13 protein-coding genes are annotated in these 12,883 nt (G+C 71.6%); 7 read left to right on the forward strand and 6 right to left on the reverse strand.

Annotated elements, in window-relative coordinates; genetic code table 11:
- The first annotated feature begins 8 nt into the window (after positions 1–8).
- The 3 genes from JMF97_RS03155 (at position 9) to JMF97_RS03165 (ending at position 3,505) form a co-directional block, all read left to right on the forward strand.
- Positions 9–1,241, forward strand: coding sequence for a serine hydrolase domain-containing protein (locus JMF97_RS03155; RefSeq protein ID WP_203220121.1), 1,233 nt, complete (start codon positions 9–11; stop codon positions 1,239–1,241).
- A 70-nt stretch (positions 1,242–1,311) separates the two neighbouring features.
- Positions 1,312–1,953 carry an NAD(P)-dependent oxidoreductase gene (locus JMF97_RS03160; protein ID WP_203220122.1) on the forward strand — a complete coding sequence of 214 codons (642 nt, stop codon included), beginning with the start codon at positions 1,312–1,314 and terminating at the stop codon, positions 1,951–1,953.
- A 106-nt stretch (positions 1,954–2,059) separates the two neighbouring features.
- Positions 2,060–3,505, forward strand: coding sequence for a M28 family peptidase (locus JMF97_RS03165; protein ID WP_238358510.1), 1,446 nt, complete (start codon positions 2,060–2,062; stop codon positions 3,503–3,505).
- A gap of 84 nt (positions 3,506–3,589) precedes the next feature.
- Here the strand turns inward: JMF97_RS03165 and JMF97_RS03170 are convergent, their stop codons facing one another.
- Both JMF97_RS03170 and JMF97_RS03175 read right to left on the reverse strand, forming a co-directional pair.
- A complete protein-coding gene (locus tag JMF97_RS03170) occupies positions 3,590–4,054 on the reverse strand; it encodes a PPOX class F420-dependent oxidoreductase (RefSeq protein WP_203220123.1) in 465 nt (154 codons plus the stop codon).
- A 70-nt stretch (positions 4,055–4,124) separates the two neighbouring features.
- Positions 4,125–4,754: a DUF6642 family protein gene (locus JMF97_RS03175; RefSeq protein ID WP_013731830.1), complete on the reverse strand. Its 630-nt coding sequence runs from the start codon at positions 4,752–4,754 to the stop codon at positions 4,125–4,127.
- Positions 4,755–5,055: 301 nt separating this feature from the next.
- Between JMF97_RS03175 and JMF97_RS03180 the strand changes: the two genes are divergently transcribed.
- Entirely contained in the window at positions 5,056–5,844 is a 789-nt protein-coding gene (locus tag JMF97_RS03180) for a D-Ala-D-Ala carboxypeptidase family metallohydrolase (RefSeq protein WP_203220124.1), read from the forward strand.
- Positions 5,845–5,928: 84 nt separating this feature from the next.
- Here the strand turns inward: JMF97_RS03180 and JMF97_RS03185 are convergent, their stop codons facing one another.
- The 3 genes from JMF97_RS03185 to JMF97_RS03195 all read right to left on the reverse strand — a co-directional run bounded on the left by JMF97_RS03185 (position 5,929) and on the right by JMF97_RS03195 (position 8,541).
- The gene (locus tag JMF97_RS03185; RefSeq protein WP_203220125.1) at positions 5,929–6,474 is read right to left on the reverse strand and encodes a hypothetical protein; all 546 of its coding nucleotides are present in this window, start codon (positions 6,472–6,474) and stop codon (positions 5,929–5,931) included.
- Between the two features lie 115 nt (positions 6,475–6,589).
- On the reverse strand, positions 6,590–7,324 hold the full coding sequence (locus JMF97_RS03190) for a response regulator (protein ID WP_412101321.1): 735 nt from the start codon (positions 7,322–7,324) through the stop codon (positions 6,590–6,592).
- On the reverse strand, positions 7,300–8,541 hold the full coding sequence (locus JMF97_RS03195; RefSeq protein ID WP_203220126.1) for a sensor histidine kinase: 1,242 nt from the start codon (positions 8,539–8,541) through the stop codon (positions 7,300–7,302). The genes JMF97_RS03190 and JMF97_RS03195 overlap by 25 nt, the downstream gene beginning before the upstream one ends.
- Positions 8,542–8,674: 133 nt before the next feature.
- On the opposite strand from JMF97_RS03195, the gene JMF97_RS03200 reads away from it, so the two are divergent.
- The 3 genes from JMF97_RS03200 to JMF97_RS03210 are packed head-to-tail and all read left to right on the forward strand — an operon-like array spanning position 8,675 to position 11,135.
- Positions 8,675–9,646 (forward strand): ABC transporter ATP-binding protein, encoded by a 972-nt coding sequence (locus tag JMF97_RS03200; protein WP_203220127.1) that lies wholly within the window; start codon positions 8,675–8,677, stop codon positions 9,644–9,646.
- Positions 9,643–10,428 (forward strand): ABC transporter permease, encoded by a 786-nt coding sequence (locus JMF97_RS03205; protein WP_203220128.1) that lies wholly within the window; start codon positions 9,643–9,645, stop codon positions 10,426–10,428. The genes JMF97_RS03200 and JMF97_RS03205 overlap by 4 nt, the downstream gene beginning before the upstream one ends.
- Complete coding sequence (locus JMF97_RS03210) at positions 10,425–11,135, forward strand: YqeB family protein (RefSeq protein ID WP_203220129.1); 711 nt, start codon at positions 10,425–10,427, stop codon at positions 11,133–11,135. The genes JMF97_RS03205 and JMF97_RS03210 overlap by 4 nt, the downstream gene beginning before the upstream one ends.
- 61 nt (positions 11,136–11,196) lie before the next feature.
- Here JMF97_RS03210 and JMF97_RS03215 read toward each other — a convergent pair whose 3' ends face one another.
- Positions 11,197–12,807, reverse strand: coding sequence for a M28 family metallopeptidase (locus JMF97_RS03215; protein ID WP_203220130.1), 1,611 nt, complete (start codon positions 12,805–12,807; stop codon positions 11,197–11,199).
- Between the last annotated feature and the right edge of the window lie 76 nt (positions 12,808–12,883).

Here is a 12,883-nt window from a genome sequence, read left to right on the forward strand (position 1 = left end):
TCGACCGGGTGAGTATCGCGCGCAGCATCGACCCGGCACAGGTCGGCTTCGACCCGGCACGGTTGGCCCGGATCGACGAACACTTCGGCAGGTACGTCGACGACGGCCGGTTGGCCGGCTGGCAGGTGGTGGTCACCCGCCGCGGCGAGGTCGCGCACTGCTCGACGTACGGGCTGCGCGACCGGGAGTCCGGCGCGGCGGTGCAGGCCGACACCCTGTGGCGGATCTACTCGATGACCAAGCCGATCACCTCGGTGGCCGCGATGATCCTCTGGGAGGAGGGTCGGTTCGAGCTGACCGACGAGATCGGGCGGTGGCTGCCCGAGTTCGCCGACATGCGGGTCTACTCGAAGGGGTCGACGCTCAAGCCGTACACCGTTGCGGCGGTCGAACCGATCCGGGTCTGGCACCTGCTCACCCACACCGCCGGTCTGACGTACGGCTTCATGCAGACCTCGGTGGTCGACGGCCTGTACCGCGCCGCCGGCTACGACCTGTACCCACCGTCGGACGTCGACCTGGCCGGGGCCTGCCGGGCCTTCGGCGAGCTGCCGCTGCTGTTCCAGCCCGGCACCGCCTGGGGTTACTCGGTCGCCACCGACGTGCTGGGCCGGTTGATCGAGGTGGTCTCCGGGCAGAGCCTGGACTCCTTCCTCACCGAGCGCATCCTGCGCCCGCTGGGCATGGAGGACACCCGGTGGTACGTCGACGGCGCGGACGCGGCCCGCCTCGCCGCGCTGTACGCCGCGGATCCGAAGACCGGCCGGGCGGTACGCCACGACGCGCTCGGCGCGCTGGCGTACGAGAAGCCCGCGCTGCTCTCCGGCGGTGGTGGCCTGATCTCGTCGGCCGCCGACTACCACCGCTTCACCCAGATGCTGCTGCGCGGCGGCGAGCTGGACGGCGCCCGGCTGCTCGCGCCCCGCACGGTGCGCTTCATGACCCGCAACCATCTGCCGGGCGGCCGGGATCTGGGCACCCTGTCCACCGGCGGGTTCGCCGAGACGACCCTGGACGGGATCGGTTTCGGTCTCGGCTTCGCGGTGGTGGAGGACCCGATCCCGAGCCGGGTGCCGAGCAGCGTCGGTGAGTACTACTGGGGCGGCGTGGCCAGCACCGCGTTCTGGGTCGACCCGGTGGAGCAGATCACCGCCATGTTCTTCACCCAGCTGATGCCGTCGAGCACCTGGCCGATCCGTCCCCAACTGCGGCAACTGGTCTACTCGGCGCTGGTCGGCTGAGCAGCCACCCGGGTCACCGGGATCGGGCGTTCCGCCGACGGTGACCCGGCCCGCTCCCTAGCCTGGGATCGTGAGCGACATCGTCGTGTTCGGGGCGGGTGGCACCGCGGGTTCGCGGATCGTCACCGAGGCGTTCAACCGGGGTCACCGGGTGGTGGCCGCGGTACGCCGACCGGAGGCCACCAGCTACCTGCCGGCCGGGGTACGGGTGGTCACCGGCGACGCCACCAGCGAGCGCAGCGTACGGGAGTTGGCGCCGGCAGCGGACGCGCTCGTGGTGGCGATCGGCGGCGGCGACCGTACGCTCTGGCCGGACGCCGCCCGTGCCCTGCTCGCCGGGCTGCGGCAGATGCCGGCCGCGCCCCGGATCATCCACGTTGGCGGCGGGGCGACCCTGCTGTCCCCGTCGGGACGCCGACTGCTGGACGAGCCCGACTTTCCCGCTCAGTACCGTGACTCGGCGCTCGGCCAGGCGGAGGCGCTGGACATTTACCGTTCAGATGCCGACGGCGTGAGCTGGACGTACGTCTCACCACCGCCGCTGGAGTTCCATCCGGGTGAACGTACCGGGCGATATCGGATCGGAACCGACCACCCGGTTACCGACGCGGCCGGGCGATGTGCACTCAGCTATGAGGATCTCGCTGTCGCCGTCATTGACGAAATCGAAAATTCGCAATTCCGGAACTCTCGTTTCACCGTTGCCTACTGACCCCTGATCTTGAGTAACGGCAGCTCGCGCGTTAGATTCAAGCCTCCTTGGTCCGGGTTGCATACCCCCTGCGCCCGGTTCCGACCTCAATTCAGGAGGCGCAGTCTTGTCTTCATTCGACGACACCGTGACACCCTCGCACGAATCGTCCAACCCCATCGGGTCCGGGTTCCTCAATCGTCGCCGGGTGCTGACCGTCGCCCTCGGTGGCGCCGCCACCGTGGCGCTGCCCGTGCCGGCGTGGGCCGCCGACGGCCAGCGCCCCGGCTCGCACCAGGCGCCGAAGCTGACGTCGGACGACCGGAAGGTCATCGCGCAGATCTCGTCGCGTCGGGCCCTGGAGCACCTGGTCCAGCTGTCCGAGGGCATCGGGCCGCGCATCGGTGGCACCGAGTCCGAGCGGCGTGCCGCCGACTACATCGCCGCCCACTTCGACAAGCTGGGCTACGACACCACCCTGCAGCCGTTCACCGTGGCCGACAAGTTCACCGGCCAGATCAGCGCGCAGGGCCGTAGCCTGCCGACGGACCTGAACTGGCAGACCGGTGCGAGCGCCCACGCGGCGCTGAACACCAGCGCCACCGGTGCCGTGGTCGACGTCCGCGCGGGCGCGGCGAGCGACTACCCGGCCGACGTACGCGGCAAGATCGTGCTGGTGGACTACGTCGCGGCCCGGCGTGAGCAGGTCGTCGCCACCGCCGTCGCGGCCGGTGCCGCCGGCGTGATCCTCCTCGCCGCCGACGCGGCGCCGCCGCGTCTGGCCGGGACCTTCTCGCCCACCCTGCCCGGCTCGGCCAACTCGCCGGTGCCGATCCCGGTGCTCGGCGTTGCGCAGTCCCAGAAGCACCGGCTGCGTGAGCTGCTGGCCGCCGGTCCGCTCACCCTCACCGTCGCCACCACCGCGCACCGCAACCTGACCTCGAACAACGTGCTGGCCGAGCGGCAGGGCCGGTCGGGTGCGAACGGTCCGATCGTCATGATCAGCGCGCACTACGACACCGTCATCGGTGCCCCGGGCGCCAACGACGACGGTTCCGGCACCGCGCTCTGCATGGAGCTGGGTCGGGTCCTGAAGGCGATCCCGACCAACGCCACCATCCGCTTCGGCCTGTGGGGCTCGGAGGAGCAGGGCCTGATCGGCTCGCGCTACTACGTCCGCCAGATGCCGCAGGCCGAGCGGGACCGGATCCTCGCCGTCTACCAGAACGACATGGTCGCCACCAGCTGGGACCCGGCGACGAAGTACTGGCTGCTCTCCTTCGACGGCCAGGACAACCGGGCCACCTCCGAGGTCGCCGCTGCGGCCCGCCGCCTCGGCTACGAGCCGCAGATCTCCCCGGTGACCCAGCGCGGCTCCAGCGACCACCAGTCCTTCCAGGAGGTCGGCATCGCCAGCGCCAACTTCTCCTGGCGTGGCGAGGAGTCCCCGGCGCTGCTGGAGCCTCCGTACCACACCCCGGAGGACACCATCGCCAAGAACATCAGCCTGGAGCGTCTCCAGGTGTCGATGGAGCTGATCGGCACCGCCGCGTACGCGACCGCGCGGGCCTGATCTGTTCGTGAACGGGGGTGCGGCCACCCGGCCGCACCCCCGTTTCGCGTCTGCCGCTCGACACCGGACGCGAGGACGCCGTCCTCAGTCGGCCAGTCGTGCCGGGAATCCACCGGTGGCCACCGGCCCCCACGAGGTGATGGTGACCCGGATCAGCGACTTGCCCTGCCGGATCATCGCCTGCCGGTACTCGTCCCAGTCGGGGTGCTCACCGGAGATGCTGCGGAAGTACTCCACCAGCGGTTCGAGGGCGTCGGGCAGGTCGAGCACCTCGGCGGTGCCGTCGACCTGCATCCAGGGGCCGTTCCAGTCGTCGGACAGCACGCACGCCGACACCCGCGGGTCACGACGGATGTTGGCGACCTTGGCGCGTTCCGGATAGGTGGAGATGACCAGGCGGCCGGCGTCGTCCACCCCGGCGGCGACCGGCGAGGACTGTGGTCGGCCGTCGGCGCGGGTGGTCATCAGCAGCACCCGGTGCCGGGGGCGGAGAAATTCGACGAGGCCGTCCCGGTCGACCCGGGTATTGCGGGCGATCATGCGTGCCATCGCTCGTTTCTACCAGCCCGGACCAGCGGCCCGGCGATACGGCGTGCGCAGCGCGGTCGCGTGCCGGGGTTCAGCCGGCCCGGCCGGCCGTCGACTGGCTGGGCACCCTCGGTCGCACCGACGGCCGCCAGGCCCGGCCGTTGGCGTAGATGATCCGGAAGCCGAGGTACGACGCCAACGGCGCCCAGTGCGCCGACCCCATCCGCAACTCGGCGGCGTTGTGCCGCTGACCGTTGGCGAGCACGTCGAGCAGGACGGTCTCGAACGCGGCGGACTCGACCCAGTCCACCTCGCGGGTGAAGCCGCAGATCAACGCCGCACCGGTGACGGCGAGGAACTCGCGCAGCGCCGACTCGGGGGCGCGCAGCACCGAGCAGCTGCCGAAGTAGAGCCGCCGTCCCTCGCAGCGCCCGGCCATCCGCTCGGCCACCTCGGTGAGCTCGACGGAGTGCCAGTCGGTCAGGCAGAGCCGGTTCGGCTCGCCGTGCATGGCGAAGAAACCCAACCGGTGGTCGGCGTACTGCTTGAGCAGCCAACGGTCGACGAAGTAGAACAACTCGTCGCGGGTGGCGGCGTCCTTGTGGATGAAGCGGATCTTGCCGAGCCGTTCGAGCAGTTCGAGGGTGGGCAGCACCGAGCCACGTTCGTTGAGATCCCGGTGCCACTGACCCTCGACGCAGAAGATGCCACCGCGCGCCACGCCGCCTCCCCGTCGTAACCCGCGCTGACGTTACCGGGATCACTGCGGTCAGGGAACCTCGCCAACCCCGGTGGCCAGCTGCGATGTTCCGCCCTCGGAGAGCCTTCTGGGTCGTACTGGGGGTCAATGCCCGGTTGCGAAAAGCGACCAATTCTCAGCAAGTCCCCAGGCAAGCCGATTCGTGAGGACATTTCTCATTAATAGCCACGAACACCCACGATCGGTGCGAGGGTGGATCTGCGGGACCACCCTGACCAAACGCCCGCACGCCACCCCAATCGCTCTTATCGGGAGGACTTCTGTGCGCGTACACAGCTTGAAACGGGTTCTGGTCGCCCTCGCCCTGGCTCTGCCGGGTGCCGCGATCGCCTCCGTGGTCGCCGCGCCAGCGGCCCATGCCGACGCCTGTTACACCTGGGAGCGCACCCTCTCCCAGGGGCGTTCCGGCAGCGACGTGCGTGAGCTGCAACTACGGGTGGCCGGCTGGGCGGGCAACCGCGACATCGTGGAACTCGACGGCCGGTACGGCCCGAAGACCGCCGCCGCGGTACGCCGGTTCCAGTCGGCGTACGGTCTCACCGCCGACGGGATCGCCGGCCCGCAGACCTTCGCGAAGCTGTACCAGCTCCAGGACAACAACTGCACGCCCCGACACTTCAACTGGGCCGAGATGGACGACGGCTGCGGCCGGGGCGGCTGGACCGGTGGCCCGCTGACGACGGCGCAGACCCGACAGAACGCGCTGCGCACGATGTGGAAGCTGGAGGCGCTGCGCAAGAGCCTCGGCGACAAGCCGCTCATCGTCACCAGCGGCTTCCGCAGCCGCACCTGCAACAACCAGGTGGGCGGCGCGTCGAACAGCCAGCACCTCTACGGCAACGCGGCCGACCTGATCTCACGGGACGGTTCGCTGTGCGACATCGCCCGCGCCGCCCGCAACCACGGGTTCAGCGGCATCATCGGGCCCGGCGTGTCGGGCCACAACACCCACGTCCACGTCGACTCGCGGCGGGAGAACAACCGCGACGGCGTCACGAACAACACCTACTGGGCCGCCCCCAACTGCGGAATCCCCGCCGGTAACCGCTGAGGGGAGCGACGCCGGCCCGGGGTCAGGCGGGGGAAACCAACCCGCACCCCGGGCCGGCGTCGTACCGCCGGCGGGCGAGCCCTCTCAACTCGCCCGTGGCCAGCGCGGCGCGGTGGCGGGGGGTGCCACCGGCCGGCCGGTACCGGCGGTGCGGGCGCCGGCCCGCACCGGGGGAGCCGCCACCCGGGGAACCGGACCCCGCGCCGGATAACCGGCGGCGAGGCCCTGGCGTGGCGGATACCCGGCGGCCCGGTCGGCGGTCCGCCCTGGGTGGGAGGCGGCCCGGTCGCCGCCCGGCGGACGCGCCGCCGGGGTACGTCCCGGGTTGGGTCCGTTCACCAGGAACGGGAACGGCACGTGTACGAACGGGTTGCCGTGCCGGATGAGGGCGTCGAGCTGTCGCTCGTTGAGCCCGTGGTTCAGCAGCACCTGCCGACCCCAGCGGTGCAGACGGCAGGGGAACCGGGATCCGTCGTTGCGGCACAGCGCCCCGGAGGGCCACTCCTCGGCCGCGTGTACCACCACCGCCCGGACCGCCAGCCGGACATCCTCGGGGGTCAGCGGCGTCGGCACCGGCAACTCACCCAGAATCTGATCGATGGGATCCGTCGACTGCTCATCAACTCGCACGGCAGGCCTCCCGCAACTGAGGTGGCGGTGCGCTTGAGCAGCGCACCTCAACCATTGGTACGGCCCTCGGGGCGGGATAGTTCAACGCCGTGCACCGGCCTTGGCCGAATTCGACTCAGACCAGTCCGGCGTCGTGCACGAGCAGCGCGACCTGCACCCGGTTGTTCAGGTCGAGGCGGGTCAACAGCCGGGAGACGTACGCCTTGACGGTGGCGACGCTCATGAACAGCTCGGCGGCGATCTCCGCGTTGGTACACCCACGCCCGAGGGCCACCGCGACGGCGCGCTCCCGTTCGGTGAGCCCGGCGAGCAGGTGGGCCGCCCGGTCCCGGCGCGGATCGGCGGCGGTGCCCGCCGTGACGTGCGCGATCAGGGTGCGGGTGACCGTCGGGGACAGGGTCGCCTCCCCCGCCGCCACCCGGCGTACCGCCCGGACGATCTCCGCGGGCGGCGTGTCCTTGAGCAGGAAGCCACCGGCGCCGGCCCGCAGTGCCCGCAGCACGTGCTCGTCCGCGTCGAAGGTGGTCAGCACGAGCACCTCGGGCGGCTTGGGCAGCGCCCGCAGCAACTCGGTGGCGGCCAGCCCGTCCAGCCGGGGCATCCGGATGTCCATCAGCACCACGTCCGGCCGGCAGGCCGCGGTCGCGGCCATCACCTCGCTGCCGTCGGCCGCCTCCCCGACGACCGTCAGGTCGGGCGTACCGCCGAGGATCATCGACAGCCCGGCCCGGACCAGGGCGTCGTCGTCCACGATCAGGATCCGCACCGGCCGCAGCGCCGCGTCGGGCGACTCCGACCGGGCCTGCTCGCCCACCGGTCCGCCGCTCACGTCGCCGGCCAGGGCAGCCAGGCGGCCAGGCGGAAGTCGCCGCTGCCGTCGCGGCCGTGTTCCAGCCGCCCGCCGGCCAGGTGCACCCGCTCGGCGATGCCGATCAGTCCGGTGCCGGCACCGGGGATGGCGTCGGTGTCCGGCTCGCCCACCGGCCACCGGTTACGGATCTCCACGCTCAACCCCTCGGCCGGTGCGCCGCGCAGCCCCACGGTGACCGCCGCGCCCCGGGCGTGCTTGCGGGCGTTGGTCAGCCCTTCCTGCACGATCCGGTAGGCGGTCCGGCCGGTGGCGGCGGGCAGTTCGTCGGCGGCGGACACCTCGTCGTGCAGATCGACCCGGACCCCGGCGGCCCGGGATTCGGCGACCAGGGTGGGCAGGTCCGCGATGGTGGGCTGGGGACGTTCCGGCTCCGTGGCGAGCGAACCCTCGGCCCGCAGCACGCCGATCACCTCGCGCAGGTCCTGCAACGCGGCGTGGGCGCTGGTGCGGATCACCCCGGCGGCCCGGGCCACCTCCTCGGCGGGCGCGTCGGGGCGGAACTCCAGCGCACCGGCGTGCAGGCTGAGCAGTGAGATCCGGTGGGCCAGCACGTCGTGCATCTCCCGGGCGATGCGGGTGCGCTCCACCTGCTGGGCCTGGGCCACCCGCAGTTGCTGCTCGGCCTCGGCCCGCTCGGCGCGCTCCCGCAGCGACAGCACCAACTGGCGGCGGGCCCGGACGAACATCCCCCAGGCCAGCACCAGCAGAGTGATCACCACGCCCCAGATGGTGGTCGGCCAGTACGTCAGCTCGGGATCGGGACGCAACAGCGCGAAGAACATGTTCGCGACCAGGCCACCCGCGGTGACCGCCAGCGCCACCGCGGTACGCCGGTGCACCACGACCGTGAAGTAGATGACCAGCAGCGAGACCACGGAGGTCATCGAGAACGCCGACATCGGCAGCGTGACCACGGCCAGCCCGACCGGCCAGCGGCGACGGAACCAGAGCGCCACCGCGAAGGCCACCCCGATCACCGCGTCCGCGAGGATCATCCACGGGTACGGCAGCCGCTCGGCGTAGCCCGGTACCGGGGAGGCGGCATCCAGGGTCGCCACCACCACCCAGCCGAGGGCGGCCACGAAGCAGAGGCTGTCGACCAGCCAGTCCCGGGCCGTACGGCGGGCGTGCGGGCGCGTCGGGTCCAGCGCCCCGGGCAGCAACCCGGGGTGTTCGAGGACGGCGGCGCTGGTCACAGGCGCAATGGTAGGCAGCCGTCCGGGGGCGAACCAGCTACCAAAGTCGAGACCTCGGCGTCGACCTTGGTCGACGCGACGGCAGACCGTCGGCCGCTGCGCTCGACCGGGTGGCCTGGGCAGGCTGACCGGCATGATCGCGGTACAGCAGCTCACCAAACGGTACGGACGGCACACCGCCGTCGACGATGTGTCGTTCCACTGCGAGCCGGGCACGGTGACCGGTTTCCTCGGCCCCAACGGAGCCGGCAAGTCCACCACGATGCGGATGATCTGCGGGCTCACCCCACCGACCTCCGGCACCGCCACGGTGGCCGGGCACCCGTACCGCCACCTGCCCAACCCCGGCCGTACGGTCGGCGTCCTGCTGGACGCCTCCGCGCAGCACGCCGGGCGGACCGGGCGGGAGGCGCTGGCCCTGTCCGCCGCCACGATGGGCGTGGACCGGCGGGCGGTCGGCGAGTTGCTCGACCGGGTCGGCCTCAACGGGGCGGCGGCCCGGCGCCGGGTGCGGGCGTACTCCCTGGGCATGCGCCAGCGGCTCGGCCTGGCGCACGCGCTGCTCGGCGATCCTCAGGTGCTGGTGCTGGACGAGCCGGCCAACGGGCTGGACCCGGAGGGCATCTTCTGGATGCGCGGGCTGCTGCGCGACTTCGCCGACCGGGGTGGCACCGTGCTGCTCTCCTCTCACCTGCTGCGCGAGGTGGAGGCGGTCGCGGACCGGCTGGTGGTGATCGGGGGTGGCCGGGTCGTGGCGCAGGGCAGCAAGGAGGAACTGCTCGCCGGCAGCGGCACCCTGGTGCGCGCCCGCGACCGTGCGGCGCTGCGCGACGCGCTGGAGCGAGCCGGTCTGCCGGTCGGCGACAGCACCGACGGGCTGCTGGTGAGCGCCGACAGCGAGGCGGTCGGGCTGGCCGCCGCCGCGGCCGGGGTCGCCTTGACCGAGTTGCGGCCGGCCGGCGCGGGCGGTCTGGAGCAGCTCTTCCTCACCCTCACCGCCGAGGCCGCCACCGGCCCGACGTCGACCCGGTCCGTCGAGACCGCCACCGGCCCGGCCTCGGCCCGGTCCGCCGCCGTCCTGCCCACCGAGGAGATCGTCCGATGACCGCCACCATCGCCCCCGCCGTGGGCCGGGATGTCGCCGCCGCACAGCCCCGGCCGCCCATGAGCCGGCTGACCGTGGTCGAGCTGCGCAAGCTCGTCGACACCCGGGCCGGCCGCTGGCTGCTGATCGCCATCGGGGTGGTCGCCGCCGGCATCATCGCCCTGCAACTGGCGTACGCGCCGGACGACGAGCAGACCTTCGCCAACTTCTTCGTCCCGTCGCTGTTCCCGGTCGGGGTGCTGCTGCCGGTGCTGGGCATCCTGTCGATCACCACCGAGTGGTCGCAGCGCACCGCGCTGACCACCTTCGCGCTGGTCCCCCGTCGGGAGCGGGTGATCATCGCCAAGCTCGCCGCGGTGGTGCTGGCGGCGCTGGCCTCGGTGCTGGTCAGCCTGGCCGTCGCGGCCGTCGCGACACTGATCGCCGAGGCGACCGGCGGGGCGGGCACCTGGCGTCTCGACGGGATGCTGATCGTGCACGCCGTCGTGCTCCAGGTGTCCACCGCCCTGATCGGGGCGGGCTTCGGCCTGCTGTTGCTGCACACCCCACTGGCCATCGTGGCCTACCTGGTGCTGCCGATCGCGTGGTCCATCCTGGGCGCTCTGGTCCAGCCGCTGTACCGCGCCGGCGAGTGGCTGGACACCAACCGGACGATGGAACCGCTGTTCACCCCCGACATGACCAGCGGCCAGTGGCAGCGGCTCGCGGTGTCGTTGCTGGTGTGGCTGGTCGTACCCTTGGTCGCCGGGCTGGTCCGCACGATGCGCCAGGAGGTGACGTGACGGCGTACGGGGAACCGACGGTGGTCGGCGACGGTGTCGGGGAACTGGTGGTGCTCTGGGGCGGATTCCCGATCGTCGGTGCCGCGGCGGGTGGACTGCTGGCCGCCGGGGCGGGCTGGGTGACGGGTCTGGCCTGGGCCCCCGCCCAGGGTCTGTTCCGGCTGGTCGACGGCCTGCCCGACGGGTACGCGATGGCCGGCGGTGTGGGGCTGGGAGTGCTGGCCGGGCTGGTGATCGCCGCGCTGGGCACCGCCGACCGGGTGCTTGTCACAGTGGACGGCACCCGGATCCGGCTGCGGCACGGCGACACCGAGCAGGAGGTCGCCCGGTCGCGTACCCGGGTGGCGTTCGTCGACGGCAAGGATCTGGTGCTGCTCGACGGCGACGCCGGTGAACTGGTCCGGCAACGGTCCGACCTGCCGGCCGACCGACTGGCCACGGCGTTGAAGGAGCACGGCTGGCCGTGGGCGGACGCCGATCCGCACCGGGACGAGTACCGACGCTGGGTGCCCGACCTGCCCGGCCTGCCGACCGGCGCGGACGCGCTGCTGCGGGCCCGGCAGGAGGCGTTGGAGCGGGACCGGCGCGACGAGGCGCGGGAGTTGCGCGCGGAACTCGGCCGCTACGGCGTGGTGGTCCGCGACGACGCCAAGCGCCAGTACTGGCGGTTGACCCGATCGGGCCGGCCGCCCATCGACGGCACCTGACGATGGAACAACCGGGCCGGGCCCCCTGGCGGGGACCCGGCCCGGTCACGGGCGAGCCGGCCTACTTCCAGTGGTGCTTGTGGCCGTGCTTGTGGTGGTGCTTGTGCCCCTTGCCCTTGCCCTTACCCTTGCCCTTTCCAGGTGCCTTGCCCGGCACGCCGTTGACGGCCGAGGTGTCGAAGGCAAAGGTGATCACCGAGGCGGCGACCGCGTCGGAGTTGACGTCGAGCGCGAACACGTTGACGTTGCCGTGGAGCTTGTACTTCTTGCCCAGCGACTTGTACACCGCCGCGTCGGCCCCGTCCTTCACCGGCGTACGGCTGTCGCAGGCCAGGTGGTAGCAGGGGTCGTAGGCGACTCCCGCCACACCCCCGAAGAGGGCGGCTTCCTCGGCCGTCTTGACGCCTTCCGCCCCGGTGAACAGACCACCGGCGGGGATGTTGACGTCGATGAACGCGCCGTAGTCCGAGCGACCGGTGAAGTCGGAGGCCACCGTGGGCAGCTTCCGGGAGGCGAAGAACTTCTCGAAGACCTTCTCGATCTGCGCCGAACCCTCCGGCCCCGGGCCGGAACCCTCCTGCGCCGAGTCGTCACCGTCGTACACGCCGAACGTGTAGTTCGGCGAGCCGATCATGTCGAAGTTGAGGTAGAGGGCGATGTCGGCGACCTGCTGCTCGCTGAGGCTGTCCACGTAGTACTGCGAGCCGATCAGACCCGCCTCCTCCGCACCCCACCAGGCGAAACGGACCGCGTTGTACGGCTTGACCTTCGCCATCTGCAGCGCGACCTCCAGCAGCGCGGCGCTGCCGGTGGCGTTGTCGTTGAAGCCCGGGCCGGCCGGGTCCGAGTCGAGGTGCGCCCCGGCCATGACGACGTTGTCGGTGCGGCCGTGCTTGCTCTGGGCGATGACGTTCTCGGTGCTGCGGATCTCCGAGGTCGTGTCGGCCTCGATCCGCACGGTCAGGCCCGGCGTGGTCGCGAACTGCGCACCGGTGTTGTAGGAGACCGAGACCGCCGGGATGCCGACCGGGGCGCCGAGGGTGCCGGCGAACAGGTCGTAGCGGTCGGCGTTGGCCTCCGGCGTACCGTTGCCCTGGTTCATCATGATCGCGCCGATCGCGCCGGCGGCCTCCGCGTTGGCGACCTTGTCGCCGAAGGCGCAGGTGCCACGCTGCACCAGAGCGATCTTGCCGACGACGTCCACGCCGGCGAAGTCACTGGCCTCGCAGCCCGACGTCGACGCGCGCGGCGGTTCGAGGGCGAGGTCCACCGGGACGACGAGAGCCTGCGCGACCCCCGCACCGGAGTAGTCCATCAACTGGTAGTCGACCCCGTCGACGTACGTGGTGGCGGTCGGCGCCACCTGCGCGAACGACGAGCCGAACTCCTCGTAGAACGCGAAGTCGAACTGCTGCCGGCTGACCTGGTAGCCGGCCTTCTTCAGCAGCCCGACCACATAGTCGGCGCTCGCGTCGTAACCCGGAGTCCCGGAAGCGCGGGTGCCGTTGTTGGCGTTGGCGATGTCCTGGAACTTGTCGAGGTGCTTGAGTACCCCCTTGACCGTCACCGCCTTGGTCAGCTTGGCGACGGTGTTGTTGTTCGGGCTGGCCTGCGCCGGGCCGGCCAGCGCCATCGTGCCCAGGAGCGTGCTGGCCGCGATAGCGGCGACCACCCTCCTACCTGAGAAAGGCACCACGATGTGCCACGTCCTTCCTCTGTGGATATCCGGCTCCCCGCACCCCCGTGCG

It is taken from the genome of Micromonospora fiedleri (assembly GCF_016774385.1).
Lineage (GTDB): Bacteria > Actinomycetota > Actinomycetes > Mycobacteriales > Micromonosporaceae > Micromonospora > Micromonospora gifhornensis.

Excerpts from the sequence above, each read along its gene's own strand:
- JMF97_RS03170 (WP_203220123.1), bottom strand. The coding sequence starts at position 4,054 with ATGGCACGCATGATCGCCCGCAATACCCGGGTCGACCGGGACGGCCTC.
- JMF97_RS03200 (WP_203220127.1), top strand. The coding sequence starts at position 8,675 with ATGATCGCGGTACAGCAGCTCACCAAACGGTACGGACGGCACACCGCC.
- JMF97_RS03205 (WP_203220128.1), top strand. The coding sequence starts at position 9,643 with ATGACCGCCACCATCGCCCCCGCCGTGGGCCGGGATGTCGCCGCCGCA.